Source organism: Bradyrhizobium sp. USDA 3240 (genome assembly GCF_054063295.1).
This window is the reverse complement of record NZ_JBSSGD010000002.1, coordinates 3,230,718-3,257,469: the sequence shown is the minus strand read 5'-3', so window position 1 is coordinate 3,257,469 and position 26,752 is coordinate 3,230,718. Positions and strand designations below refer to the sequence as shown.

The window sequence follows — 26,752 nt, the reverse complement described above, 5'->3', positions numbered from 1 at the left end:
TATACGCTGGGTATCTCTCTTCCGTCATTGCGAGCGAAGCGAAGCAATCCATTGCTTCCGAACACGCGGAAAGATGGATTGCTTCGTCGCTATCGCTCCTCGCAATGACGGCGGTGACGCTGACCGAGCCTTACGCCGCGACGATTTCCTGGCGCTGCTCGCCGAGGCCTTCGATGCCGAGCGTCACGACGTCGCCGACATTGAGGAAGGTCGGCGGCTTCATGCCGAGGCCGACGCCGGGCGGCGTGCCCGTCGTGATGATGTCGCCGGGCAGCAGCGTCATGAACTGCGAGACGTAGGAGATGCATTTCGCCATCGTGAAGATCATGGTCTTGGTCGAGCCGGTCTGGCGGCGCTGACCGTTGACGTCGAGCCACATCGACAGGTTCTGCACGTCGGCGATTTCGTCCTTGGTCGCGAGCCACGGGCCGACCGGACCGAAGGTGTCGTGCGACTTGCCCTTGGTCCACTGTCCGAGGCGCTCGGTCTGGAAGTTGCGCTCGGAAACGTCGTTGCAGACGCAATAGCCGGCGACGTGGTTCAGCGCGTCGGCTTCCGAGACGTATTTGGCGCGGGTGCCGATGATCGCGGCGATCTCGACTTCCCAGTCCAGCTTGGTCGAGCCGCGCGGCTTCTCGACGGCATCGTTCGGGCCGGACAGCGAGGTATTCGCCTTCATGAAGATGATCGGTTCGGTCGGGATCTGAGCGCCGGTTTCCTTGGCGTGGTCGGAATAGTTCAGGCCGATCGCGACGAACTTCGAAATGCCGGTGACCGGGGCGCCGAAGCGCGGCTTGCCGGAGACGGCGGGCAGGGAGGCGGGATCGAGGGCGGAAAGCTTCATCAGCGAGTCCGGCGTGTAGGCTTCGCCGGTCAGGTCCTTCAGATGGGCCGAGAGATCGCGGAGCTGGCCGGATTTATCGATCAGACCGGGCTTTTCCGCACCCTTTTCGCCATAACGAACAAGCTTCATGTCGATCACTCCCTACGATGTCTTGAGGATTGTTACTGGTATACCTCGACATGCTTCATGGAACAGCGCGCGGGGAAATTCAACCGCCATGAGCGCGCTGCATTGCTGCCAAGCCTTATTTCAAGGCCATTTCGGGCCGATCACCCCGGCGCGACGAACCTGAACGCGTCGCCGTCACGCTTGATATGGCCGGCATTGAAATGCCCGCCGATCACCAGCGTCGGCGTGTCGGCAAAGCGCGAGAACAATTCGCGCCGTGTCGCGGCTGATTGCTTCTGGTCGGAGTCCGCGGTCGACGACCAGTCGACGTGATACATCTGGCAGGGATGATGGGCGACGTCGCCGGTCAGCAGTCCTTCCGCGCCGCCGGACTTGATGTGGATGCTCATATGGCCGGGGCTGTGTCCCGGCGTCGGGATCAGCGTGATCTCCTCGGTCAAGCAATGATCGCTCGGCACCAGCTCGGCCTTGCCGGCATCCGCGATCGGCTTCACCGAGTCCTCGAACACGGCGGCATGTGCGGCATCGTCGCTGTGGTCGCGCCAGTGCTCGAACTCGGTCCTGCCGAACACGTAGCGCGCATTGGCGAAAGTCGGCACCCATTTGCCGCCGACGAGTTTCGTGTTCCAGCCGACGTGATCGACATGCAGATGCGTGCAAAGCACGGTGTCGATGCTGTCAGGCGCAAATCCGGCCGTGGTCAGCTTCTCCAGGAACGGATCGCTGCGGTTGTTCCAGGTCGGCACGTTGCGGCCCTGCTTGTCGTTGCCGAGCCCGGTGTCGACGATGATGCGGTGCTCCGGCGTCTCGACCAGCAGCGAATGGATCGACATTTTCAGCCGGCCATCCTCATTGGCGAAATGCGGGATCAGCCAGGGCAGGCTCTGGATCTCTTCCCGGCCGGCCAGCGGCAGGATGAAGCGTGTGCTGCCGACGGTCTCGAGCTCGACGACTTTTGTGATCTTGACCTTGCCGATCGTCCATTGCATGCGGCGTGTCCTCCTTTTTTATTGGTCTATCACCTGACCATGCGGGTTCCCGCGCGCTGGTGCAATGGATCAAGGCCGCGCTGCCCTTCACCTCAGCCCGCCTGCGGGGTGAGGGAGAAGAGCGCGCGTGCCTGTCACCGCGCGCAGTCGACGATCACGGTGCCGATCTTGTCGCCCTTCTCGACGGCGAGATGGGCCTCGGCGGTCTCCGCAAGCGCGAATTGTCCGGCAATGTTGTGCACGCGGGGGCCCGACGCCAGCCATTTGGTGATGTCGGCCTGCGCGGCCGCGAGCAGCGGCGGCGGCAGCGCGAACAGCACCAGCGAGCGCACCGTGATGCACTTTTCCATCAATTCGCGCACCGGCAACACGGGCGTGCGGTTGCCGTTGGTGGCGTAGACCGCGATCGTCGAGTTCAGCGCCATGATCTTCAGCGTGGTCGCGAGGTTGCCGCCGAAATCGACGTCGATCACGCGGTCGACGCCGCGTTTCTCGGTGAAGGCCATCACCTTGGAGACGACGTCCTCGGTGCGGTAGTTGACGACCGTGTCGGCGCCGGCAAGCCGCGCCTCGACGTCCTTGACCTCTGAGCTCACCGTCGCGATCACCTGTGCACCGCCCCATTTGGCGAGTTGCACCGCATAGTGGCCGACGGCACCGGCGCCACCGGTAACCAGCACCGTTTGCCCCGCGATCGGACCGTCGGCAAACAGCGCGCACCACGCGGTCATGCAGGGGATGCCGAGCGTAGCACCGGCCGCGAACGACACGTCCTGCGGCAGCGGCGTCACCAGGTAGTCGGCGAGCGTGATGTGCTCGGCCGCAGTGCCGAAGGCGCGGCCGTTGCGCTGGCCGTTGAACAGCCAGACGCGGTCGCCGACGGCAAAGCGCGTGACGCCTTCACCGATCTGGTCGATGATCCCGGCGCCGTCGCTGTTCGGGATCACGCGTGGAAACTCCATCGCGCGATAGTTGCCGCTGCGGCGACCGACATCGGCCGGATTGACGCCCGACGCCTCGAGGCGAACCCGGACTTCGCCCGGGCCCGCGTCCGGCGTCGGCATCTCGCCGACGGTGAGTACCGTCGGCGCCGCGCCTGTTCGTTCGTACCAGACGGCTCTCATAACGTGCCGGGGAAGGCGCCGCCATCGAGCAGCAGGTTCTGCCCGGTGATGAAGCCGGCCTTGGCGCCGCACAGGAAGGCGCAGGCGTAGCCGAATTCGTCGGGATGGCCGAAGCGGCCGGCGGGGTTCAGCTTGGCGCGCTCGGCCAGCACCTGCTCGGCCGAGATGCCGCGCTTCTCGGCCTCGGGCTTTGCGGTGCCGCGCAGACGGTCGGTCTCGAACGGGCCCGGCAGCAGGCCGTTGATGGTGACGTTGTTGATCACGGTCTTGCGCGACAGGCCGGCGACGAAGCCGGTGAGGCCGGCGCGGGCGCCGTTGGACAGGCCGAGGATTTCGATCGGCGCCTTCACTGCCGCCGAGGTGATGTTGACGATGCGGCCGAACTTGCGCGCCATCATGCCGTCGACGGTCGCCTTGATCAGCTCGATTGGCGTCAGCATGTTGGCGTCGATCGCCTTGATCCAGTCGTCGCGGGTCCAGTTGCGGAAATCGCCGGGCGGCGGGCCGCCGGCATTGTTGATCAGGATGTCCGGTTCGGGACAGGCCTTGAGCACGGCCTCGCGTCCGGCCGGCGTCGTGATGTCGCCGACGATCTCGGTGACGGTGATGCCGGGATGCGCCTTGCGGATATCGTCGGCGGTCTGCTTCAGCGCCTCGGCGCCGCGCGCCGTCAGCGTGACGTGCACGCCCGCATCGGCGAGCGCAATCGCGCAGGCGCGGCCCAGTCCCTTGCTCGATGCGCAGACGATGGCGCGGCGGCCTTTGATTCCAAGATCCACGAGTTCACTCCCTGTGATGTCGGATTGGTTTGTAGAGTTTCGCTGGCGCCAGTCTAGCCAAGCCCGGCGGCGCCGGTAAGGGAGGTGCAATGCATAAGTGCATGCCGGGCAGGAGCAGCCCGGGTGAGCCCGTTGGTTAGATGCGCTGCTCGCGCCGCAGCCGCTCGATCGCCATGGTGGCTTCGGGCGGTAGCGACCGGAATCCGGCCTGTCCGGCGGCGGAGAACCACGGCCGCAACTGCGATCCGTTGAGGAATTGCGGCTGCTTCGCCGGCGGCACCAACTGATCGAACACCAGCACCAGCGTGGTCACGACGAGGCCAACCCTGATTGCGCCGAGCAGCGCGCCGCCGAGACGGTCGCCGATCCCGATCTCCGAGCCCATGGTGTCGTCGAGCATCGTCCGCGCCACCTTTCCGAGAATGACGCCGACCAGAAGGAAGAGACCGAACAGCAGTACGCCGTTGGGCGGAAACGGCGACGACGGCAGCGCTGCGATGTGGGGCCCGACCATCGCCAGCAGCGCGACCGCAAGCGGCATGGCAACGAGATAGGCCAGGATGGTGACCGCGCTCCGCAACAGGCCGGTCGTGAAGCCGGTGACGACCGCGAACAACAGACCGAGCGTCACGACGATGTCGAAGAGGTTCATGGATAAGGAATTCCTGCCCAATCTCCTACGGTCCCCTGGTTGATCAAATCTGCTTACATCAGGGACAATTGTCGCTATCACTCGTCCGCTTCAATCCGGGAACCTGCCGATGTCCGACCTATTCGATGTCAGTAAAGAAATCATCCTCATCACCGGCGCCTCGCAGGGGCTCGGGCGGCAGTTCGCCCGCGTGCTCGCAGCGCATGGCGCTGCGGTGGTGCTGGCGGCACGCCAGACCGCGAAGCTGAAAAGCCTCGCGGAGGAGATCAAGGCCAAAGGTGGCCGCGCTGCCGCGGTGCAGATGGACGTTGCGGATATTTCCGGGATTGCGAAAGCACTCGACACGGCGGAATCCGCGCTCGGTCCGGTCTCGGTGCTGATCAACAATGCCGGTATCGCGATCGAGAAGCTCTCGACCGAGCAGACCGAAGCCGATTGGGACGCCGTGATCAACGCCAATCTGAAAGGCGCTTATTTCCTCGCGACCGAGCTTTCGCGGCGCATGATCCTGCGCAAGCAGCCGGGCAACATCATCAATGTCGCGTCCGTGCTCGGGCAGGGCGTGCTCAAGGCGGTCTCGCCCTATGCGATCTCCAAGGCCGGCATGATCCAGGGCACCAAGGCGATGGCGCTGGAGCTGGCCGGCAACAACATCCGCGTCAACGCGCTGGCGCCGGGTTACATCGACACCGAGATGAACCATGAATTCTGGTCGACGCCGTCAGGCGAGCGGCTGGCAAAACGGATTCCGCAGCGCCGCGTCGGTGCCGAGACCGATCTCGACGGCGCGATCATGCTGCTCGCCTCCAACGCCTCGCGCTACATGACCGGCACGGTGGTGACAGTCGATGGCGGGTTCTTGTTGAACTGACTTCGCAGCCCGGATGAAGCCGCAGTCATCGCCCGGCCTGTGCGCAATTGCGCACATGGACCGGGCGATCCAGTACGCCGCGGCCTTTCGGCTCAAGCACGGCCGTCTCTGGAATACTGGATCATCCGCCTGCGCGGGTGATGACACTGCGTAAGCTGAGGCCGTCTGCAAGATTTCCGAATAATAGAACAGTACCGCTGAGTTGGCCGACGAGTCAAGTTGCCGTGTCCGCCGGCAGTCGCCGGCTACTTTGCATGGGGTTGTTTTCGATATTTTGGCAGTGCAGCCCCGCGACGGCAGTCTCACAGGGTGGGCAAGGGCGTTCTCGCGCCGTGCCCACCCTGCGCATTCGGTTACCCCGCGCGCATCTCCGCCTTGATCATGTCGGCGGCCTTCTCGCCGATCATGATGGTCGGCGCATTGGTGTTGCCGCCGATCAATGTCGGCATGATCGAGGCGTCGACCACGCGCAAGCCGTCGAGCCCGTACACGCGCAGCTTCGGATCGACCACCGCGAGCGGATCGCCGGTGCCCATCCTGCAGGTGCCGACCGGATGATAGACGGTGTCGGAGCGCGCCCGCAGGATGCTGCGGATGTCGTCGTCGGTGCGGACATCCGCTGTGAACATGTCCTTCTGCTGCAGCGCGCGCAGCGCCGGCGTGTCGAGCAGTCGCTTCGTCATCTTGAAGCCCGCGACCATGGTCTCGACGTCGCTGTCCTCGCCGAAGAAATTCGGATCGATCGCGGGGGCAGCGAGCGGGTCGGCGCTGTTCAGCCACACGCTGCCACGGCTGGCCGGGCGCAGCAGGCAGACATGGCAGGAGAAGCCGGTGCCCCAGCGCGGCTTGCGGCCGTGGTCTTCCACCATGGCCATGCAGAAATGCAGCTGGATGTCGGGGACATCGAGGTCAGGTCGCGTCTTCAGGAAGCCGCCGCATTCGGCGACGTTCGAGGTCATCGGGCCGCGCCGCTCGCGCCGGTATTGCCCGATGCCCTTGAGGATCCGCCCGATGCCGCTCCACGACAGCCCCGAGAAATAAGGTGCGTCGGAGGCGAAGCCGAACACGAAATCGGGATGATCCTGCAGGTTCTGTCCGACACCCGGCAGATCATGCACGCTGGCGATACCGTGCTTGCCGAGTGCGGCGGCGTCGCCGACGCCCGACAGCATCATCAATTGCGGCGACTGGAACGCGCCGGCGGAAAGGATCACTTCGCGCCGCGCGCGCAGCACCTTCTTTTCCTTGCCCTGCATGTATTCGACGCCGACGGCACGCTTGCCCTCGAATATGATGCGGGTGGCCTGCGCCTGCGTCTCGATCCGCAAATTGGGCCGGCCGCCCATGTGAGGATGGATGTAGCCGCGCGCCGCGCTCCAGCGTTCCCCATTCTTCTGAGTCACCTGGTAGATGCCGAGGCCTTCCTGTTCGGCGCCGTTGAAATCGTCGCGAATCCGGAACTGGGCCTCGCGCGCGCCCTGCAGGAACGTCTCCTTGACCGGATTGTCGGACTGCAGGCCCGTGACGTTGAGCGGCCCGCCCTTGCCGTGATATTCGCCGTCGAGCTCGGTGTTGTTCTCCGAACGCTTGAAGTAGGGCAGCACGTCGGCATAGCCCCAGCCGGTATTGCCGAGCGAAGCCCAGTGATCGTAGTCGGCGCGATGGCCGCGGATATAGACCATGGCATTGATGGCGCTCGAGCCGCCGAGCCCCTTGCCGCGCGGCTGGTAGCCGATGCGGCCGTTCAGGCCCTTCTGCGGCACCGTGTCGAACGCCCAGTTGTTGAGCTTGCTCGAGAGCATGAGAATGATGGCGCCGGGCGTGGTCACCACCCAATTGTCGTTCTTGCCGCCGGCATCGAGCACCGCGACCGACGTCGCCGGATCCTCCGACAACCGCCCCGCCACCGCGCAGCCGCCGGAGCCGGCGCCCACCACGACGAAATCGAATGTGTCAGTCACGTATGTTTCCCCCTGTCTCTTCGTCATTCCGGGATGGTCCGAAGGACCAGACCCGGAATCTCGAGATTCCGGGTTCGATGCTGACGCATCGCCCCGGAATGACGTTCTAAGTTTTACGACAACAGCCGCATCAGCTTCTCCAGCCGCGCGATCTTCGCGCCATAGGGCGGATAGAGATCGGCGAGCCGGTTGAAGCGCGAGCGGTAGAACACCGGCTTCAGCTTGGTCAGCGTCTTGAATCCCCATTCGCCGTGATAGGCGCCGGTGCCGGACGCGCCGACGCCGCCCATCGGCTGGTAGGCCTGCGCGAAATGGAACAGGCAGTCATTGATTGTGACGCCGCCTGACACCGTGCGCGCCAGCACTGCGTCGCGCGCGGCGTTGTCGGTGCCGAACCAGTACAGCGCCAGCGGGCGGTCGCGCCGGTTGATGAAGCCGATCGCCTCGGTTGCGTCGCGGGTGCCCATGACCGGCAGCAGCGGTCCGAAGATCTCCTCCTGCATCACGGTCATCTCGGGTGTCGCATCTACGATGACGGTCGGCGGGAATTTGCGCCTCGCCTTCCACTCGGGATCGTTCGGCGCGGCCGGCTGCATGATGGTCGCGCCCTTCGCGGCGGCGTCGGCGACGAGGCTCTCGAGCCGGGCGTAGTGCCGGTCCGAGACGATCGAGGTGTAGTCGGGATTTTTCGGATCGGTGCCGAACATGTGCTGCATGTGGCCCTGCAGCCGCATCGCGAACGGCTGCACCGAGGCTTGCGGCACCAGCACGTAATCGGGCGCGATGCAGGTCTGGCCGGCATTTAGCAGCTTGCCATAGGCGATGCGCTGCGCGGCCTCGTCGAGGTCGGCGGAGCCGTCGACGATCGCGGGCGATTTGCCGCCGAGCTCGAGCGTCACCGGCGTCAGGTTGCGGCCGGCCGCCTCCGCGACCAGCCGGCCAACGCGGGTCGAGCCGGTAAAGATCAGATGATCGAACGGCAGCGCGGCAAAGGCCGTTGCGATGTCGTCGTCGATATCGGTGACCGCGAGCTCGGTGGTGTCGAATTTCTTCTCGATCACCTCGGCCAGCAGCTCGGCGAAGCGCGGCACCAGCTCGCTCGGCTTGATGATGGCGCGGTTGCCGGCCGCGATCGCGGCGACGGCGGGCGCCAAGGTTAGCTGCAGCGGATAATTCCAGGGCGCGATGATCCCGACCACGCCGAGCGGCTGCGGGATCAGCCGGTTCCTGGCCGGCGCGAACTGCACCGTGGTCGGAATCCGCTCGGGCGCCATCCAGCCCTTGAGGTGTTTGGCCGCATGCTTGATCTCGCCGAGCACCAGCATGGTCTCGGCGATCGCGGTCTCGACGGTGGAGCGGTGGCCGAAATCGGCCGAGATCGCCGCCTCGAATCGCGCCTCGTTCTCGGTCAGCGCGGCGCGCAGGCGGCGCAACCGGTCGAGCCGCGCCTGCAATGTCGGCGCTGGCTCGCTGCGCGACAGCTCGAACTGGCGGTGAAAGGTGTCCTCAAGCGCATGCAGCCCCGGGCTCTTCAATGGCCGGTCCATGGCGTTTCCCCTCGAATGACGTGTCCTTGACGGATTTTGTTGGGCGCCAAGCTCCGCTTTTGCGCGCGATCTGGCAAGAGCCGGTTCCCGGCGGTAGATTTGCCAGGAAAACCACCGAATTCGGCGTCACAAAATCCTCAAAAACCCACATCCGGGGCTTTCCAAACCGTACTCACGTTGATACATACCCCTCGCACCCGAACGGCTTCGGCCCGGGTCGCCTTCTCAGGAAGCCCTCTGGACGGATCGATCGGCGCCATCTGATGCGTTGGCCGACCGGCTCGGGCACTCTTTCTGCAAGGCACGCAACGGTTTAACGCGGGGTGGAGCAGCCCGGTAGCTCGTCAGGCTCATAACCTGAAGGTCATAGGTTCAAATCCTATCCCCGCAACCAAGTTCGATACGGAAACCCAGCAATCTGAATGGATTGCTGGGTTTTTGTTTTTGGGGGCGAATGTCGCGCCGCAACGACGCAATCAACGACTTGGTTTTGTGGGTTCGAAACACCCGCAACCTGCTACGGTCGGCATGATGTCATGGTCCTGATATCGCTGTGTACCGCGACAATGAGCGGCTTTGCCCGATGCGGCCTATGCCTGGCGATCGGATCCATCATGCCGGGCCGGGTATCAGCGGCGTGTCCGTTACAGCGAGCGCCTTTGTGAGCCGAACCAGGGGAGGTTGCCGCGGCTGCGGTGAACCACCAAGCGTGCAGGCGATGCGCGTCCGGATTTCAACCGCGCTTGCCGCGATGCGCTGACGACGCACACCCGATCATTTTTTGTCCTTGTCGGCGGTGTCGTCCACGTTGCCTCCATTGTCGACGCATTTCTTGAAATAGTCGCGCTCGGCCTGTCCGTTGCCTTTGGCGCTGCCCGCCGCCGGATTGCCGGGCTGACGTGGCGGAAAGTTCTTCGCAACGAGCGCATTGCATTTCCTCGCGACCTCAACGGTGACGGCTGATGTCTCGGTCGGCAAAAGCAGGGGAGCCACCAGCGAGAATGCAAGAGCGGCTCGCTTGAGTTCCTGTTCGGCGCGCATGGCTCACCTTCCTTGTGTGCTGCCGTCATCGTCGACGCGGCGTGATCCTATCGCGGGGTGCAAATCAGGCAATGGTCGATCGCGCAACCCGTTCACGTCGGGCCCGCAGACCAGCGCTTTGCGAGCCTTGAATAAGGCCTGAGCGGGTCAGGGGCATCCTCTGATGCGGCACGCACGATCCTCCGCCGCAGGATTAATCTTACGCTGCAATAATTGCCGTCGTGATCGAGCTTCGCACTGCGCCTGCAAGGTGATTTTGACTACATATGCGGATCATATTTTGAGTAGGTTACATGACGAAAATAGCATTAATAACCGGCGTAACGGGTCAAGACGGTGCGTATCTAGCCGAACTGCTGCTCGCGAAGGGCTATGAGGTCCATGGCATCAAGCGACGGACCTCGCTCTTCAATACAGACCGCATTGATCATCTCTACCTCGATCCGCACGAGCCGGATCCTTCGTTCCGGCTGCACTATGGTGATTTGACTGACTCCTCCAGTCTGATCAGGATCGTGGGCCAGGTACAGCCGGACGAGATCTACAATCTCGCCGCCCAAAGTCACGTGGCGGTTTCGTTCGAGGAGCCGGAATATACCGCGAATTCGGACGCTCTCGGCACGCTGCGAATCCTCGAGGCGATTCGAATCGTGGGGCTCGGGAAGAAGTCGAAATTCTACCAGGCCTCGACGTCAGAACTGTACGGCCTGGTGCAGGAAGTCCCGCAGAAGGAGACCACTCCGTTCTATCCGCGGTCGCCTTACGCCGTCGCGAAGCTTTACGCCTACTGGATCACGGTGAACTATCGTGAGGCGTATGGAATGTATGCCTGCAACGGAATTCTGTTCAATCATGAGTCTCCCGTGCGGGGCGAGACCTTTGTCATCCGAAAGATCACGCGAGCGTTGGCCCGCATCCGCCTCGGCCTTCAGGAACGTCTTTATCTGGGCAATCTTGACGCGCTTCGCGACTGGGGGCATGCGCGTGACTACGTCGAAATGCAATGGCTGATGCTGCAGCAGGATACGCCGGAGGACTTCGTCATCGCGACCGGTGTGCAGCACTCGGTTCGCCACTTCGTCGAGGTTGCCGCCGGCGAAGTGGGGATGCAGATCCGCTGGGAAGGAACGGGCGTCGACGAAAAGGGCTATGATGCCGCCACGGGCAAGTGCATCGTGTCCGTCGACCCGCGCTATTTCCGTCCGTCGGAGGTCGCGACCCTCCTGGGCGATCCCTCCAAGGCGAAGCAGAAGCTTGGCTGGTGGCCCAAGACCTCGTTCGAAAGCCTGGTGCGTGAGATGGTGCAGGAAGATCTCGCCTCAGCGAAGCGAGATGAACTGATCAGGCAGCATGGCTTCAGATATTATCCGCGTCACGAGTGACCGCTGCCCACAACGCCGTCGGGCGCTTGCTGAAGCGGGGGCCTCGAACGCTTTCCGTCCACCGTACGCAGTGGGCCGTCCCAATGCCGTCAAGGCATGCGGATGGCGTCCTTGACCGAGATAGCGTCGGGCGGGCGAGCGGTCATCGCCGCCTTCGTTTCGGACGCGGACGGTGCGTTTCGTATCGCGCTCATCTCGAGCGCCCAGCGACCGACGATGGCCCGACGATCCCAACGCTCGAGTGAGCGCTTCCGTCCTTCGGCGCCGAACGCCGCGCAGAGCGCCTGATTCTGGGCAAGCGTGCAGACCGCATCGGCGAGAGCACGCGTGTCGCCGGGGGAAACGACCATCCCGGCACCCTTGACCTCCTCGGCCAGCCCCGTTCCTTCGGTCGCCATCGCGATCACCGGACGAGCGGAGCCAAACACGGCCCCGAGCTTGGATGGCAGGACCAGATCAGCGGCCTCCGCCTTCTGCGGAATGAGATGCACGTCCGCCGTCGCCATCAACTCGTTGAAGCTCTCGTTGGGTTGCAGTCCGAGAAAATGAACATTGGAGCGGCCGGCCGCTATTTTGATCAACCTCGCCTTGTCAGGCCCCTCGCCGGCGAGGATGAAATGAATGTCGGGATGGCTGTCTTGCAGGACGGCGGCGGCGTCGATCACGAGATCGAGCCCCTGCTTGGTCGACATCGTGCCCGAATAGAGTCCGACGACGTCGCTTTCGCCAATGCCGAGTTCATGCCGATACCTGGTCTGCCGCGACCGGGGAAAGATGGCGCTTGTGTCGATCCAGTTTCTGATCTCGACGGTCCGCTCCGCAGGAACGCCCTTGGCCAGCAGCCGGTCGACCATCTGCGGTGAAATCGACGATACCCGGTCGAACGACCGAAGGATGCGAGATTCGGCCCCCAGCATCAGCCTGCGAAGCGCGCCGTTTCGGAGAAATCCGAGATCAAAGGCGGCATCAACCTCGAAATCCTGCACATGGAGCCAGGACTTCACACCGATCCGCCGCGCGACGAACGAAACGAGCGCGGACGACATCAAGGAGGGAGCGGTGGACAGCATGACGTCGGGCCGCCATTCGAGCGCCTTCGTCAGCATCGGCAGCGCGCTCGTCAACGCAAACGAGGCATGGTGCAGCAGCCGCTTCGCACCCGTCGGCTTCCGCGGCACGTATATCGGGGTGCGCGTGATCTCGACACCATTGGCGTTCCGAGTCCTGAAATAGTGGCTATCGAAGTCGGCCGGGATTCGCCAGGCGGGATAATAGGGCGGCGCAGTGATCACTCTGACCTCGTGCCCCTCGGCCACAAGGCTCTCACAGAGCTCCGTGTTGTATTTCGCGACGCCGATCAAATCGGGCGCATAGTTGATTCCGACCAACAGAATACGCATCAAGTACAATCCAACTTGCAAAACTGGAATCGAAAATTCACGTCTCGAAAAAAGGCGTCGATCTCGTCAGTCGCCGGAATTGCGTTCCAAATGACGACCGTAGCCCTTCAGAAAATCCTCATATGCCCCCGCCAGCCCGGTCGGTAGCGGGGTAGTAGAACGCCAGCCCAGTTGGCGAATCCGCGAACTGTCGAGGAGCTTGCGGGGCGTGCCGTCCGGCTTGGACGTATCAAAAACCAACTTGCCCGCATAGCCCACGACCTCCGCTACCATGGCGGCAAAATCGGCGATAGTGACTTCGTCGCCACTGCCGACATTGATGGGCAGATCGTTCGAGTAGTTCTTCAAGAGGAAGACGCACGCATCGGCGAAGTCGTCGACGTTGAGAAACTCACGAAGCGGATTGCCCGTGCCCCAGACGGATACCGTCGGGGTTCCAGCCAGCTTGGCCTCGTGGAAGCGTCGGATCAGCGCCGCCGGCGCGTGACTGTGCGCTGGATGATAGTTGTCACCGCGGCCATAGAGGTTGGTCGGCATCACCGATATGAAATCGTCACCATGTTGCCGCCGGTGTGCCTGACAGATCTTGAGGCCGGCAATCTTGGCGATTGCGTACCATTCGTTGGTCGGCTCGAGCGGCCCCGTCAGCAATTCGCTTTCGGCGATCGGCTGCCTGGCGTGCTTGGGGTATATGCAGGACGAGCCGAGAAACAGCAGGCGGCTAACGCCGGTTGCATGACTTGCGCGGATCACGTTGAGCTCGACTGCGAGATTGTCGCAGAGAAAATCGACGGGGAAATTACTGTTGGCGGCAATGCCGCCGACTTTGGCGGCGGCATGGATCACGACGTCCGGACGGTTTGCCTCGAGCCACCGCAATGTCGGCTGCTCCTTCGCGAGGTCGAGCTCTCCGCGATCGGCATAGAGGAGGGTGCAGCTCTCCGAAGCGAGGCGGCGCATGATGGCCGAACCCACCATTCCGCGATGGCCGGCCACGAAGATCCGCCTTCCAGTCAGATCGTAGGAGAACCCCCCTGACATAAATTAACCTTGCCTACTGAAATCCGAATGCTTCACGCCTACCGCCGGGGCTTTTGAATGTTGTGGTCTCCGGCGTTCGAATCCGAGCCGGACGCCGTTGCAATAATCCCTACCAATACAACGGCCGATTGTAACCGAACGACTAGATTAATGATGAAGATGCGAAGGGATACTCAGGCGGGACAACACAATGACGGCCTATTCTCCCAAATGCGGCCAGGTACGCGACAGTAAGACGCAGCGCGGCCCATCTCAAAGATGGTGAATGAACGTTCGAAAGTACTAACAGCTCAAATTCAACCGGCCAAAGACCGTAATGCCTCGGATGCCGGTCCGACCAAATATGCAGTAATTCTCTGCCCAAGTTAAGGTCCATTACGTCGTCCCCTTCAGGGAAGTGCTGTTCGAGCACCCGAAAATTTACGGGCAAAGCAACGAGGCTATGCGCTGTCGGGCGACCACGGAATCTTACGGGGTCGGAAAAGTCTCCTCAGCATGGCTCGGCAAAGTGCAGGAAATTCTCGTTCGGGCCACGGGGCGCACCGACTATCGCATTCCTGAGTTTCCCACGTCGGGCTGGTACGACACGCATGCGGCGAGAGAGTAAGTCACGACAGGTTCGGACGGGGCGTGCGTCACCACTGGATCATCTCAGCCCGCGAGACGGAGAACCCGTCCGACATCCAACGTTCGCGTCGATCTCATCGATAAGCAGCTTCATCTGCGATTGAGATGTCCGCAACTGCGGACCCGAATGCCGCTGTCGAATGTGGAGAGGAAACTGTCGTGCGCGTGATGTTCGCGTCGAATTAACCTTGCTGAATTGCACCCGCCAGCGTCGGTCAAGAACCATTGCTGCCAATCCGTATAATTTTAGCAGTACGCGCAGGCGCAGCTTAATTACCAAAACAACTCGTATCCGGCCATTAAAGTCAGGAGAACCGGCGATGCCATAGCAATTTCCCAGCTGAGGAGGGCGCTATGTCGATCGATCCGAAAAATCTTGCTGGAACGGCCACACTCACGTTTTCGGACGATTTCAACTCGCTCAGCCTGTGGAACGGCACGAGCGGCACCTGGGATTCGACCTATTGGTGGGCGGCTGCGAACGGCATCAACATTAGTGGCAACCAGGAGGTCAACTGGTACATCAACAGCAATTATGCGCCCACGAGTTCGGTGACGCCATGGACCGTGAACAACGGCATCCTCGATCTTCATGCGGGCCCCGCAGCTGCCGCGATCCAGCCCTACATCAACAATGCCCAGTACACGTCGGGCATGATCACGACCTATCACTCCTTCTCGCAGCTCTACGGCTACTTCGAGATGAGGGCCGAGCTGCCTGCCGGCCAGGGGCTCTGGCCCGCATTCTGGCTGCTGCCCACGAATAACGCGCTATTCGGGACCGTGCCCGCTCAAGAGCTGGACATCATGGAGTCGCTCGGCAACAACCCGACGATCGACTACATGACATCGCACAGTTCTGCGACGGGCAGCATGCAGCTCCAGCAGGATGGAGTCTCCATCCCGACGATGACGTCCGGATTCCATACCTACGGCATGGATTGGGAGGCCGATACGATTACCTGGTACGTCGACGGAGTGAAGACCTTCCAGATTGCCACTCCATCCGACATGCACACGCCGATGTATATGATCGCCGACCTGGCGCTGTACGGGCCGGCCATCACCGACCCCAGTTCCCCGGTGGGCGGCGACATGCTGATCGACTACATCCGCGCCTACTCCGCCAAGCCGCCCGTCGTTCAAATCAACTCGTTCTCGCCCGATAGCAACGTCACCGGCGACGGCATCACCAACGCGAAGCAGATTACGCTGACCGGCTCGGCCGCCGTCGGCACGACAGTCCAGATATTCGACGGCTCGACCAAGCTTGGCACGGCGGTGACAGACAGCACCGGAAAATGGTCCTTCGTCACGGCAAATCTGACCGACGGGGTTCATCCTTTCACAGCGAAGACGGCGGATCAGAGCGGCAACGTCACGTCGTCGACCGCACTCACGGTGACGGTCGACACGACCGCGCCCGCCACCCCGAGCATTGCTTCATTCACGCCGGACAGCGGAACGATCGGCGACGGCATCACCAATCAGAACCACGTCACGCTGAACGGCACCGCAGAGGCCGGCAGCACGGTCCAGATCTTCGACGGAACGACGCAGATCAGCACGGTGGTTGCCGACAAGACCGGCAGCTGGTCTTTCGCGACGGTAACCTTGAGCGACGGCAACCACGCGTTCACAGCCAAGGCGATGGACGTTGCCGGAAACGTCAGCTCTGCCTCAACGTCGCTTACCGTGACGATCGACACGACGGCTCCCGCCCAGCCTGTCGTTGCGTCGTTTACGCTGGCTCAATCCGCCATTGCCGGTACTGCCGAAGCCGGCGCAACCATCGCACTCTATGACGGCACCACCCTGATCGGCTCCGGAAAGGTCAAGGGTGACGGCACCTGGAGTATCAACGTCGGATCGCTTTCCTCGGGCTCCCACTCGTTCTCGGTGACTGCGACCGACGCAGCCGGGAATACGAGTGTGCAATCCAATGTTCTCCAGACCAAGGTCATTGAAAGCGCGGGAAGCACGACCCTGGAGCAGGTCGGAACCAGCCTCCACTTTGTCACAGGCAGCACCGACGTCGTATTCAAACTGGCGGGTGCCGCACTGAGTACGGATCAGTTCCCCAGCTACAATTTCATCGGCGCCGAGAAGACCGCGACCGGCTACGACGTCGCCTGGAAGGATGCCGGCACCGGCCTTTATTCGGTCGTGGCCACCGATGCGAACGGCAACTTCCTGTCGACCATCGCCGGCTCGGTCTCCGGTACAAGCGATGCGCTTCGATCGCTGGAGGCGACGATGCATCAGGATCTGAACGGCGACGGCACGATCGGCTTGCCCCTCAAGATCATCGAGACGGCGGGCAGCACGATCCTCGAGCAGGTTGGAAACAGCCTCCACTTTGTCACAGGCAGCACCGATGTCGTGTTCAAACTGGCGGGCGCCGCGGTCGGCACGGATCAATTCCCCAGCACCAATTTCATCGGTGCCGAGAGGACGGCGACCGGCTACGACGTCGCCTGGAAGGATACCGGCACCGGCCTGTATACGGTCGCGGCCACCGATGCGAACGGCAACTTCCTGTCGACCATCGTCGGCTCGGTCTCCGGCTCGAACGCGTCGCTGCTCTCGCTGGAGACGACGATGCATCAGGATCTGAACGGCGACGGTACGATCGGCACGAAGGCCGGCACCGTCGCGACCAGCGTTAGCCTGCAGCTTACGATCGATGCTGGAGGCAGCCTCGAGCTCGCCGGCGCTGCGTCGGGCGCGATCACATTCGGCAAAAACACGGGCATGCTGATCCTGGATCAGTCCAGCAAGTTCACCGGCAATATCGTGGGTCTTTCGGGCAATGGCAATCCGACCGCCTCGGATATCCTCGACCTGAGGGATATCGCGTACGGGGCCGGCACCCGGGTTTCGTACATCGGAAATACCTCGGGCGGCGTGCTGACGGTCACTGACGCGCAAAACCATGCTGCGCATCTGAATCTGACGGGCGATTACACGCGAATGACATTTGCCCTGTCCAGTGATGGACACGGCGGCACATTCGTCATCGACCCTCCCGCGACGAACGTTGCTCCGCTGACGCTGTCGATGCCGAATCAAGCCGCCACAGTGAGCCAGGTCGGCGATGGATTTGTTTTTCATCCGTCCGCTGCCGCCGCCAGCGCAAGCACGTATGATGGCCACGCCCCGCTGCCGTTCAACGAGGCGCAGCTTGATTGGTACACGAATGCGATTGCGCAGGATGTGCATCTCGACATTCACGCCCTCGCGGATGCTATGGGCTACACCCACACCCACGACAGCTTCATGTTGCATGTGTAGAGGGAGCAGACGCGCGTCTTCCTGAGGGGGAGGGGGCGGAGACAGTGAAGCCTGCCGGCCCCGCCGTGACGGAATTGCAACCGATCTGGAAAGCGCGAGCGCTCCGACCGCGCTGTGCCGCGCAAATCTTGCCGAGAGGTAACGGGTCTGCCAGTATCGCGTGCGATCACCTGGAGCCTGAGAGATGCCGACACGCAGGGAGATTTTAGGCTCTGCTTTATTTGCGCTGCTTCACAGCCAGGCCCGCGCCGCCGAGCAGACCCCGGCGCCGCTTGCAGATCTCAACTTTCTCGATCGAACGGCATCGGACCAGCACGCGCGCGTCCTTCGCGGCAATCTGCGCTACGTGGACCACGAGGTGTTCGGCGATCCAGCCGGCGTCATGATCGAGGAAGCAGCTTTGAACGGCGTTGAGGATGCCGGCTTTTCGGCAGAAGCCGCGCTTCCGTCGGGATGGCAGGTTACGCCGATGGCCGGCGAGGTCGTCACCTTCACCAAGGTCAACGCGAAGTCCGGTCGCCTGCAACTGCGCGGAGACGCCGCGGGCCAGTTCTACGTTGTCATGGCTACCAACCGGCACTTCGCGGTCAAGCGCGGCGAGCTGCTGACGGGATCGCTGGCTTTGCGGCTGGCAAATCGCGACGCGGGCGGGCTGACCAAGGTAGAGCTCTGCATCCTGCAGATGAAGTCGGACGGATCGGCCATCCTTCCGGTCGCCGTCCCCATTCAACTGATGCAGACCGACAAGCCGTGGTGGGAGCAAGTTCGGTCGGTGGCCGCGGAGGATGGGTTTGCGAGCCTTGCCCTGAGAGTGACGACGCAAGCGCGGTTCGACGCCACATTCGAGCTCCATTCGCCTCAGCTGGAGCAGCGTGCCTGGCGGTCGACGTTTTGCGCCACATCGCGCAAGGCCGACGACGTCGTGCTGACCGACGCTGAGGGCTATCTCTCGCACGTCGAGCGTTCGGTCCTCATCACGGCCGATGCGCCGAGATTTGTGGCGTCGGGCTCGCTATGGTGCGAATACGCCGATCCCGACAACTATGTCGAGATCAGGCAGCGCGACAGGGTTCTCTATGTGACTGTCGTGAGCAAAGGTACCTCGAGCGAGGTTCGGCTCGGTGTCGTACCGCCGTTGATGCGGTTTACCGTTTGTTTGGTTCAGGGCGCCGGCGGACTCGCTGCGTCGCTCAATGGAAAGTCTCTCAAGACGATCGATTGCGAAATGCCCACGAGATTGAAGCTTGCCCGACTGGGCAACGGCTTGAGCGGCAGCTGGAATTCGACAATCGCGAGACTGACTTTATTTGCTGCGAAGGTTTCAAACGGTGCCTCGTTGAGCCGCCCGCCCAAAGCCTTCTTCGACGACTTCGACCGTCCGGACTCCCAGAATCTCGGTGCCTCGCCGACAGGACAGGTCATGCGCAGGATCGGCACGGTCGGCAGTATGATATCGAATGGGAAATGGGTTGTGACGGGCGGGGGAGTGGGACTGGCGCACGCCGCGTATGGGATCGTTCGGTTGGACCGTCCGCCACGGTATCTTGGGGCGGTTCTCGATTGGACGACGGGATCATCGGGTGGAGCAGCAGCGATGCTCGCCGCGACCGACGACGATCCCGGGAGATCCATCGATGCGCTCCATGCCGTCGTCACGGATCAAAAGGAAATCTTCCAGACCATGATCGCGACGAAGGTCGAGACGGCTCTGGCCGAGTTCGTTTATCCAGTTCCGATGGAGCGCGACGGAAGAACGCCATACGGAGTCGCCTGCCTGACCAATTTCACGGAAAAGGCGGTTGTCTACGTCGGTCCCCAGGGGGATCTGGCGCGTCACGTCCATCACACCTATACTGAAAGAGCCGGTCCGTTTGCGATTTTCGAGCACTTTTGGCAGCTCACGCAATGCCGCCCGGAATTTCTCGCCGTCGCGGCGGCGTGAGACAGTTGCCGGTCATTGCGATGATCCGGAAAATTAGAAGGAGCGTCTCATGAGATACGGAACAGCCGTGCTGACCCTGTTGTTGCTATCCGGAGAGGGAGCAATGGCACAGGGCGTAGCGCAAAGCCCGACTCAGACCGTGACGCAGCAACGCCAGAGCGGATCGGCGGTCTCGGGTGGGCCGAATTCGGCGGTGAGAACCAACCAGGGCGTCAGCACCGGATTTAGCAGCCCGTTCACAAGCCCGTTCGGGAATTCCAATAGCACCCAATCGAAGGGCGGCTACGCCGGTACCGGCTCGAGCCGGTGATTCTTTGATCACCAAGGTGAGATTCGTCAAATCCGCCGTCTGTCGCCCTCCGTGCGTAGAGATACCTTCGCAGCCAGCGCACAAAATCGCGCTGCTGTGCCAAGCTTGGTTAGGTGCTGGTTAAGCCCCCGCAAGATCGTTGCAGATCAGCAACTACGGTAACCCAAAAATCGGCCCCAACGCAGATTCACTTAGAGATTGCGCCGAGCCCATGATAGTTCCGAAAGCATGGGGACTTATTTTAAAATCAGATTTTTTGCCGGAATCGCGCTTAGCGCCACGATTGCTCTGGCCGGTTGCAGCTATTTGCCGACGTCGGGGCCGTCCAGCCAAGCTGTAAAAAGCGAGACGCCGGTCGATGAAAACAGCCTTCCGTATGCGCTGGTCCGCGTCAATTCAGACATCGTGTCCGTGCTGGCGCGCAATACCGGCAAGCTGACGGTTACCTATCCCGATCGTCAGCCCCCCCGCGAAATCAGATTTGGCATCGGCGACGTCGTCAGCGTCACCATCTTCGAGGCCGCCGCAGGCGGCCTGTTTATCCCGGTTGAAGCGGGCGTTCGGCCCGGCAATTTCATCGCCCTGCCTAATCAGACGGTCGACCACAACGGCAATGTCTCGGTTCCTTATGCCGGCGCTATCCGCGCGCAAGGCCGGACGCCTTCCGAAGTCCAGCAGGCGATTGCGGATGCGCTGAAGAATCGCGCGATCGAGCCGCAGGCTGTCGTCGCCCTCATTGATCAGCGGACGTCGCTCATCAGTGTTCTCGGCGAAGTGAACAATCCGGTTCGCTATCCCGCAAACGCTGCAGGCGAGCGCCTGCTTGATGCGATCACTCGTGCCGGCGGCCCCAAGGGACAAGGCTTCGACACCTGGGTCATGCTCGAGCGCAACGGCAAGCAGGCGACCGTGCCGTTTGGGTCGCTGGTGTACGAGCCGTCGAACAATATCTGGGTCCATCCGAACGATACGGTTTACGTCTATCGTGAGCCGCAGACGTTTGTGGCCTTTGGCGCAACCGGCCAGCAGGGGCAGTTCAATTTCGACGCTTGGCGAATTTCGGTGGCCGAGGCCGTGGGCAAGGCAGGCGGCCTGAACGATACGCTGGCTGATCCCGGAGCGATCTTCCTCTATCGCGGTGAGCGGCGCGAAATCGCCGCGATGATGGGCGTCGACGTGAGCCGTTTCACGACGCCGATCATCCCGATCGTGTATAATTTCAACATGCGCGACCCGTCGACGTACTTCCTGGCGACGAAAGTTCTGATCCGGAACAAGGACGTTCTGTACACGTCGAACGCTCCAGCGGTGGAATCGGCGAAGCTGATGACGTACATCAGGCTGGTCACCGCAACGGTCAACGATCCGATAGTTGCAGCCTACAATGGTGCGGCGCTTCGGAATCTGGTCGTAACGACACCCTGATCCGCATGCGGAGCGACCGGCGATATATCGTCGTCTTGCAGACGGCGGTGGTCGCCCTCAAACCGCGGCAGACTTCGGATGCGTTCGCTGCGCTGCTGTTCGCGACCGTGGCCATTTTGCCTTTCCCGTTTGCATCAGTGTCCTCCGTCGCCATTTCGCTTTGGTGCGGCTTGGTGGGCATAGCGGTGGTCGGGCTTGCCCTGCGACCGCCGGCGATTGCTTCACCGCTTCTTCTTGCAGCCATCATTGCCGTCGGCGTCGCGAGCTATGCGACCATCCTCTACCTTCAGGTCGTGGCTCGAACGCCGTCCGATCCCCTGGTCCATCCGATCTGGGCCGTGGCCAGCGAGATTCTGGGATTACCCCTGGAGGCCAGCGCGTCGATCGCCAGGGGGCAGCCTTATCTCGCGATCGGCACGCCGCTTCTGAACCTGCTGCTGTTCACGGGCGGCTATATGTGCGGCGCCGACGAGACACTCTCGCGCCGCCTGTTGCGCACGATTGCCTGGTCGGGCGGCCTCTATGCCGTTTACGCGATTTGCTCCTACGCGCTCGAACCCAACCTGGTGCTGTGGCGCGAGAAGATCGCCTATGTCGGCAATCTCACCGGAACGTTCACGAACCGCAATGCGGCGGCGGTCTATTTCGGGTCGATCGCGATTGTATGGTTGCTGCTCACGTTCCGGCGCCTCAGTCTGCGCAAGAAGCGCCGTCCCGGCAAACGCCGCCGCCCATCGACCACCGGCGTGAATTGGCGTGTCCTTGCGCTGCCGGGCAGCTTTTTTTGCATTTGCTTGCTGGCACTGGTCCTGACCGGCTCCCGTGCCGGGGTGGCGTGCAGCTTTGCCGGCCTGCTTGTGGCCTTTGGGCTGAATTTCAGATCAGAGATGTCGCCCAGGCTTCGCAATTGGCTGGCCTTTGGTGCCGCCGTCGTCGTCATCCTGGCGATCTACCAAATCTTCGACAGCGGGTTGGGCGAACGGCTGGAAACGGAAGGCGCAGCCGGCGGTGGACGTGCCAGCGTCGTGGCCTCGGTTGTGCGCATGATTTCGGATTTTCCGTGGCTCGGGAGCGGTTTGGGCTCGTTCCGCTGGAGCTTCGCCGCCTATCGGAGCAGCCAGATTTCAGGCTGGGGCGTGTGGGATCGGGCACATAACGTCGCCCTTGAGATTGCCGCAGAAGGTGGCCTGGTCCTGGCGGCCATCGTCGTCCTGGCTTGGATTGGCGCAATGGCGATGCTGTTACGCGCCTGCCTCGATCCTCAACGCTCCCGTACTCTGCCGCGCGCCGCCCTGGCCGTCTCAACGGTCGCGGTGTTGCACTCCCTGATTGATTTTTCCCTACAGATCCCGGCTTACGCCGGCACTGTAATTGTCCTGCTCGGTGCCGCGCTCGCGCAAACGCAGAGGCCAGTGGCCGAGGTTGAGGCTGAGGCGGTTAACTTTGAAGTGAACCAAAGTCCGGAAAGCCTCGACTGACGTTGATGTTGCGGCGCTATGCGGTTAAGATATCGTTATATTTTTGGAAGGGTTCATGGTATGTTCCGAATCGCTTTTAAGCAACAAATCACTGGCGTTGCAGCGTTGGCAATTCTCGCAATGTGCGTAGCCACTCAGGTCCCGACACCAGCGTCGGCCCAGCGTTCGCCGCAAGCCACTGCTCAATTCCTGAGCAACCCGGCAGAGCTTCTTGCCAAGAATCCCACCGGTGGCGCCGAGCTCGTCAGCGCCGTTCGCGAACTCGTCTCGGGTGACCCTGCCACACTTCAGCCGATCATCAATTTGATCGCGAATGCCAACAAGGACCAGAAGGCGGCAATCGGCGCCGGCCTGGCGCAGGCTGCCAAGGTCATCGTCCGAAGCAACCCCGGTCTTGCCACGGAAATCCAGCAGGCGATTCTCAACACCAAGGATCAGGACGTCGTTCTGGCCTTCGCCGCAGGCGCCGGCGACCGACCGATCGGCGCCGGAGGCGGCGGCGGCGGTGGTGGCGGTGCTGGCGGCGGTCAGACCAATCCGCTTCAGTTCGGCGGAGGCGGGGGCGGTGCTCCGCAGCAGATCGGCGGAAACGGCACCAACACGCCGATGTTCAGCTACACGTCGAACGTGACCGGCTTGGGCAATACGTTCACGAATTCCGGCACCGTTTCGAGTTCAGTAAGCCCGTGAGAGCAATGCCGGGGCAATCCGGCATTGGCTACATTACCGGCCCAGGCCGGAGTGAGCGACTGCTTGCGAAACAGGCGGCCGTATTGGCTTGCCGCATCACAATGATCCCAAAATGCTCCAGCTCCTGAAGCCCGAGGAACGCGAGATCGAACGCGCGGACTACGTATCGCCCGATCAGATGTTTGCGGCCACCCTCGGTTTCGTTCGCCGCCAGTATCCGATCTTTCTGGTCACGATGCTGATCACCCTCGCCTTGGGTGCCGCTTATCTCGTGATAACCCGATCGACCTATACCGCGCAGGCGACGATCATCATCGACACGCGAAAGCTTCAGCCCTACTCGTCCCAGAATTCCCTCTTTACGGAAGTCCCCGTCGACTCGCCTGCCGTGGACAGTCAGCTCGAGCTGATCAAGTCCGACAACATTGCGCGATCGGTGATCCGCGACCTGCATCTGGCGCAAGAGCCCGAATTCTCCCGTTATGGCGGAGGCTTCGTCGGCAATCTCCTCTACTATTTCTACCAGCTCTTCGAACCCGGCGATGAGTCCCAGGACGAGATCGAGCGCCGCGCCTTGCGCGAATTCTCGAACAATCTCTCGGCGAAGCGCGTAGGCGTTACCTACGTGATCGAGATAGCGTATCGCTCTGCCCTGCCGGGGCGGGCTGCCCAGGTGGCCAATGCCGTCGCCGAGGCCTACATCAACGATCAGCTCGACGCCAAGTATCAGTCGGCCCGCCGTGCGGGCGACTGGCTTTCCAGCCGCATCCAGGAGCTGAAGCAGCAGGCGATCTCCGCAGATCGCTCGATCGTCGACTTCAAGAGCAAGAACAACATCGTCGATGCCGGCGGACGGTCGATCTCCGAACAGCAGGTCGCAGAGCTCAACAGCCAGCTGCTCGCAGCACGGACGGTCACCGCGGACGCGCGTGCACGCCTCGATCGCATCGAGCAGGTCATGAAATCGGACGTTCGCGACGCAACGGTAACGGACACCCTGCGAAGCGACGTCGTGAGCAAACTGAGGACGCAATACCTGGATATCGCCAACCGGGAAGCCGACCTGTCAGCTCGCTATGGGGTGAACCATCTGGCTGCGGTCAATTTGCGCAACCAGATGCGTGAAATCGCTAAGTCGATTACCGCCGAACTCGGCCGCCTCGCGGAAACCTACAAGAGCGACTACGAGATCGCCAAGCAGCGCGAGGATGAGGCGCAACGCGCGCTGGAGGCCGCGGTCGCCCGCTCTCAAATCGGTGGCCAGGCCCAGGTCCAGCTGAAGGAGCTTGAGAGCAACTCCCAGACCTACCGATCGATGTACGAGACCTTCCTGCAGCGCTATACCGAATCCATTCAGCAGCAATCGTTCCCGATCACGGAAGCCCGCATCATATCGAGCGCGGGCCGGCCGTCCAAGCGCAGCAGTCCCAAGACCGTTCTCGTCCTCTCCATGGCGTGCGCCGGCGGGCTGATGCTGGGCTTTGGCATCGGCCTCATGAGGGACCTGTCCGATCGCGTGGTGCGCACCAGCGATCAGGTCGAGCGGTTGCTGAGAGCTGACTGCCTCGCAACCCTTCCGGTTCTTCCGGCGCCCGCTCTCCAGCCCAGCGACACCCCTCCGTCATCGCATGAGATGCAAGCCGAGGCTGGAGCTTTCTGGGCCGTGGTCAGCTCGCCGTTCTCCAGATACGCCGAAGGCATCCGATCGATAAAGTCCGCGATCGACCTCAATAGTCGACTACGCAGCGGCCGCGTCGTGGGCTTCTCCTCGGCGCTACCCGGCGAGGGGAAATCGACCACTGCCGCGGGCCTTGCGTTGCTCAGCGCTCAGTCCGGACACAAGGTCATCCTGATCGACGCGGATCTTCGGAATCCGTCGCTCACGAAGTTGATGGCGCCAAACGCCGCCGCCGGCCTCGTCGAGGTTGTCCTGGGGGAGCGCAAGTTCGAAGACGTCGTTCTTCGGGAGAATACAACCGGCGTGGATTTCCTGCCCGCGGTGATCCATACCCCGATCGCACACACCAGCGAGATCCTCGCGTCCGAAGGCATGCGAGCGCTCATCGAGCGCTTCAGCAGCATGTATGACTACGTCATCGTCGACCTCTCTCCGCTGGCGCCGGTGATCGATGTCCGCGCCACCGGACATTTCATTCCCACCTATCTCCTGGTGCTCGAATGGGGCAAGACCAATATCGATGTTCTCGAGCGCGCATTGGCGAACGCCCGGTCGGTTCGTGAAAATCTGCTTGGCGTGGTGATGAACAAGGCCGACACGAATCTTCTGAAGCGGTACGAAGGATACGGGACGAGCTACTACTACGATCCCAAGTACTCGCAGCCGAGCTAGATCGTTGAGGAGCGCCGATTTCACCGGTGCAGCCGCGACTGGCATGACTTGTCTGCTTGCGGCCGTCCTGGGACTTGGCGGGGTGGCTTGGTCAGCCATCACGTTGCCGACCTTCTGGCGACAATTGCCGTTGGAGCAATTCGCGAACCGCATTGTTCGCGGAGAGACCTTCCCGCTGGATCAGCTGGAAGAGAAGCTTCGGCTTTATCTCGAGACCGGCCATCTGCTTCCCTGCGGCGCCACGGCCGCCCACGACACCTCGGTCGTCGATCTGGCCATCGTCAGAGGCAGGTTGGACGCATCGTCGGCAATCGACGCCGACCTCGAACGCAGCCGGCGCTCTCTTCTGAACGCGTTGTCATGCTTGCCTTCGGATTCGTATCTCTGGTTTTCGCTCTTCCAGGTCGAAAGCCTCCGGGCAGGTCTCAGGCAGGAATACATCGGCTACCTGGACATGTCTTACCAGGTCGGTCCCAACGAGGGCTGGCTCGCCATTCCCAGAAACCGCGCCGCCTTCGCCATCTTTCCGGCTCTTCCCGAAGCACTCCAATCCAGGGTGCTCGACGAATTCTGCCTGCTGCTGCGGACCGAGCTCTATGCGGAGGCCATCGAGATATTCCTTGGCGCGGCCCAGCCTTACCAGAGCCAACTGGTCAGCCGAATGGACACGGTACCGGTCAAGAACCGGCAGCTATTTGCGGTTCAGCTCGCACGCAAGGGTGTCGACCCTCACATTCCGGGGACGTCTGTGGTCGTTCGCTGAAACGCTACGCGACGTGACATTCACCCCGTCCGATCAGCGCATCTCCGGGAGAGCTGCTTGCAGGAGAGCGATCATCAAGATCGCAGTGAAAGCCTGCTGTCCCGCCAGTTGTG

Annotated in this window: 19 protein-coding genes and 1 tRNA gene; 10 read left to right on the top strand and 10 right to left on the bottom strand. The window is 62.2% G+C overall.

Going from position 1 to position 26,752, the window contains the following annotated elements:
• Positions 1-130 precede the first annotated feature (130 nt).
• The 5 genes from ACVIGA_RS16145 to ACVIGA_RS16125 all read right to left on the bottom strand — a co-directional run bounded on the left by ACVIGA_RS16145 (position 131) and on the right by ACVIGA_RS16125 (position 4,517).
• Entirely contained in the window at positions 131-973 is an 843-nt protein-coding gene (locus ACVIGA_RS16145; protein ID WP_456667131.1) for a fumarylacetoacetate hydrolase family protein, read from the bottom strand.
• Positions 974-1,113: 140 nt separating this feature from the next.
• Positions 1,114-1,962 (bottom strand): MBL fold metallo-hydrolase, encoded by an 849-nt coding sequence (locus ACVIGA_RS16140; RefSeq protein WP_456667130.1) that lies wholly within the window; start codon positions 1,960-1,962, stop codon positions 1,114-1,116.
• Positions 1,963-2,096: 134 nt separating this feature from the next.
• Complete coding sequence (locus ACVIGA_RS16135) at positions 2,097-3,086, bottom strand: NADPH:quinone reductase (protein ID WP_456667129.1); 990 nt, start codon at positions 3,084-3,086, stop codon at positions 2,097-2,099.
• Entirely contained in the window at positions 3,083-3,865 is a 783-nt protein-coding gene (locus tag ACVIGA_RS16130) for an SDR family oxidoreductase (RefSeq protein WP_223974102.1), read from the bottom strand. Before ACVIGA_RS16130 ends, ACVIGA_RS16135 begins: the two co-directional genes overlap by 4 nt.
• A gap of 136 nt (positions 3,866-4,001) precedes the next feature.
• Complete coding sequence (locus tag ACVIGA_RS16125; RefSeq protein ID WP_456667128.1) at positions 4,002-4,517, bottom strand: CvpA family protein; 516 nt, start codon at positions 4,515-4,517, stop codon at positions 4,002-4,004.
• Positions 4,518-4,626: 109 nt separating this feature from the next.
• Here ACVIGA_RS16125 and ACVIGA_RS16120 point away from each other — a divergent pair, with 109 nt between their 5' ends.
• Entirely contained in the window at positions 4,627-5,388 is a 762-nt protein-coding gene (locus ACVIGA_RS16120) for an SDR family NAD(P)-dependent oxidoreductase (RefSeq protein ID WP_223974098.1), read from the top strand.
• Positions 5,389-5,741: 353 nt separating this feature from the next.
• Here ACVIGA_RS16120 and ACVIGA_RS16115 read toward each other — a convergent pair whose 3' ends face one another.
• Both ACVIGA_RS16115 and ACVIGA_RS16110 read right to left on the bottom strand, forming a co-directional pair.
• On the bottom strand, positions 5,742-7,349 hold the full coding sequence (locus ACVIGA_RS16115; RefSeq protein WP_456667127.1) for a GMC family oxidoreductase: 1,608 nt from the start codon (positions 7,347-7,349) through the stop codon (positions 5,742-5,744).
• A gap of 113 nt (positions 7,350-7,462) precedes the next feature.
• Complete coding sequence (locus ACVIGA_RS16110; RefSeq protein ID WP_456667126.1) at positions 7,463-8,896, bottom strand: coniferyl aldehyde dehydrogenase; 1,434 nt, start codon at positions 8,894-8,896, stop codon at positions 7,463-7,465.
• 317 nt (positions 8,897-9,213) lie between these two features.
• On the opposite strand from ACVIGA_RS16110, the gene ACVIGA_RS16105 reads away from it, so the two are divergent.
• Positions 9,214-9,290 (top strand) — tRNA-Met (locus ACVIGA_RS16105).
• 380 nt (positions 9,291-9,670) lie between these two features.
• Here ACVIGA_RS16105 and ACVIGA_RS16100 read toward each other — a convergent pair.
• Positions 9,671-9,937: a hypothetical protein gene (locus ACVIGA_RS16100; protein ID WP_456667125.1), complete on the bottom strand. Its 267-nt coding sequence runs from the start codon at positions 9,935-9,937 to the stop codon at positions 9,671-9,673.
• A gap of 293 nt (positions 9,938-10,230) precedes the next feature.
• Here ACVIGA_RS16100 and gmd point away from each other — a divergent pair, with 293 nt between their 5' ends.
• Positions 10,231-11,319 carry a GDP-mannose 4,6-dehydratase gene (gene gmd / locus ACVIGA_RS16095; RefSeq protein ID WP_456667124.1) on the top strand — a complete coding sequence of 363 codons (1,089 nt, stop codon included), beginning with the start codon at positions 10,231-10,233 and terminating at the stop codon, positions 11,317-11,319.
• Between the two features lie 89 nt (positions 11,320-11,408).
• On the opposite strand, the gene ACVIGA_RS16090 is transcribed toward gmd, so the two are convergent.
• Both ACVIGA_RS16090 and ACVIGA_RS16085 read right to left on the bottom strand, forming a co-directional pair.
• Positions 11,409-12,719 carry a WcaI family glycosyltransferase gene (locus ACVIGA_RS16090; protein ID WP_456667123.1) on the bottom strand — a complete coding sequence of 437 codons (1,311 nt, stop codon included), beginning with the start codon at positions 12,717-12,719 and terminating at the stop codon, positions 11,409-11,411.
• A 66-nt stretch (positions 12,720-12,785) separates the two neighbouring features.
• Entirely contained in the window at positions 12,786-13,760 is a 975-nt protein-coding gene (locus ACVIGA_RS16085) for a GDP-L-fucose synthase family protein (RefSeq protein ID WP_456667122.1), read from the bottom strand.
• Between the two features lie 981 nt (positions 13,761-14,741).
• Here ACVIGA_RS16085 and ACVIGA_RS16080 point away from each other — a divergent pair.
• From ACVIGA_RS16080 to ACVIGA_RS16050, 7 genes are all read left to right on the top strand, one after another.
• A complete protein-coding gene (locus ACVIGA_RS16080) occupies positions 14,742-17,681 on the top strand; it encodes an Ig-like domain-containing protein (protein WP_456667121.1) in 2,940 nt (979 codons plus the stop codon).
• A 184-nt stretch (positions 17,682-17,865) separates the two neighbouring features.
• Positions 17,866-19,623: a hypothetical protein gene (locus ACVIGA_RS16075; protein WP_456667120.1), complete on the top strand. Its 1,758-nt coding sequence runs from the start codon at positions 17,866-17,868 to the stop codon at positions 19,621-19,623.
• A gap of 538 nt (positions 19,624-20,161) precedes the next feature.
• Positions 20,162-21,358 carry a polysaccharide biosynthesis/export family protein gene (locus ACVIGA_RS16070; RefSeq protein ID WP_456667119.1) on the top strand — a complete coding sequence of 399 codons (1,197 nt, stop codon included), beginning with the start codon at positions 20,162-20,164 and terminating at the stop codon, positions 21,356-21,358.
• Between the two features lie 35 nt (positions 21,359-21,393).
• Positions 21,394-22,836 carry an O-antigen ligase family protein gene (locus ACVIGA_RS16065; protein WP_456667118.1) on the top strand — a complete coding sequence of 481 codons (1,443 nt, stop codon included), beginning with the start codon at positions 21,394-21,396 and terminating at the stop codon, positions 22,834-22,836.
• Positions 22,837-22,896: 60 nt separating this feature from the next.
• Entirely contained in the window at positions 22,897-23,526 is a 630-nt protein-coding gene (locus tag ACVIGA_RS16060) for a hypothetical protein (protein WP_223974080.1), read from the top strand.
• Between the two features lie 112 nt (positions 23,527-23,638).
• Positions 23,639-25,876, top strand: coding sequence for a polysaccharide biosynthesis tyrosine autokinase (locus ACVIGA_RS16055; protein WP_456667117.1), 2,238 nt, complete (start codon positions 23,639-23,641; stop codon positions 25,874-25,876).
• 4 nt (positions 25,877-25,880) lie between these two features.
• On the top strand, positions 25,881-26,639 hold the full coding sequence (locus ACVIGA_RS16050) for a hypothetical protein (protein ID WP_456667116.1): 759 nt from the start codon (positions 25,881-25,883) through the stop codon (positions 26,637-26,639).
• Positions 26,640-26,752: the final 113 nt, after the last annotated feature.

Excerpts from the sequence above, each read along its gene's own strand:
- ACVIGA_RS16145 (WP_456667131.1), bottom strand. The coding sequence starts at position 973 with ATGAAGCTTGTTCGTTATGGCGAAAAGGGTGCGGAAAAGCCCGGTCTG.
- ACVIGA_RS16140 (WP_456667130.1), bottom strand. The coding sequence starts at position 1,962 with ATGCAATGGACGATCGGCAAGGTCAAGATCACAAAAGTCGTCGAGCTC.
- ACVIGA_RS16135 (WP_456667129.1), bottom strand. The coding sequence starts at position 3,086 with ATGAGAGCCGTCTGGTACGAACGAACAGGCGCGGCGCCGACGGTACTC.
- ACVIGA_RS16125 (WP_456667128.1), bottom strand. The coding sequence starts at position 4,517 with ATGAACCTCTTCGACATCGTCGTGACGCTCGGTCTGTTGTTCGCGGTC.
- ACVIGA_RS16120 (WP_223974098.1), top strand. The coding sequence starts at position 4,627 with ATGTCCGACCTATTCGATGTCAGTAAAGAAATCATCCTCATCACCGGC.
- ACVIGA_RS16110 (WP_456667126.1), bottom strand. The coding sequence starts at position 8,896 with ATGGACCGGCCATTGAAGAGCCCGGGGCTGCATGCGCTTGAGGACACC.
- ACVIGA_RS16100 (WP_456667125.1), bottom strand. The coding sequence starts at position 9,937 with ATGCGCGCCGAACAGGAACTCAAGCGAGCCGCTCTTGCATTCTCGCTG.
- gmd (WP_456667124.1), top strand. The coding sequence starts at position 10,231 with ATGACGAAAATAGCATTAATAACCGGCGTAACGGGTCAAGACGGTGCG.
- ACVIGA_RS16090 (WP_456667123.1), bottom strand. The coding sequence starts at position 12,719 with ATGCGTATTCTGTTGGTCGGAATCAACTATGCGCCCGATTTGATCGGC.
- ACVIGA_RS16085 (WP_456667122.1), bottom strand. The coding sequence starts at position 13,760 with ATGTCAGGGGGGTTCTCCTACGATCTGACTGGAAGGCGGATCTTCGTG.
- ACVIGA_RS16080 (WP_456667121.1), top strand. The coding sequence starts at position 14,742 with ATGTCGATCGATCCGAAAAATCTTGCTGGAACGGCCACACTCACGTTT.
- ACVIGA_RS16075 (WP_456667120.1), top strand. The coding sequence starts at position 17,866 with ATGCCGACACGCAGGGAGATTTTAGGCTCTGCTTTATTTGCGCTGCTT.
- ACVIGA_RS16070 (WP_456667119.1), top strand. The coding sequence starts at position 20,162 with ATGGGGACTTATTTTAAAATCAGATTTTTTGCCGGAATCGCGCTTAGC.
- ACVIGA_RS16060 (WP_223974080.1), top strand. The coding sequence starts at position 22,897 with ATGTTCCGAATCGCTTTTAAGCAACAAATCACTGGCGTTGCAGCGTTG.
- ACVIGA_RS16055 (WP_456667117.1), top strand. The coding sequence starts at position 23,639 with ATGCTCCAGCTCCTGAAGCCCGAGGAACGCGAGATCGAACGCGCGGAC.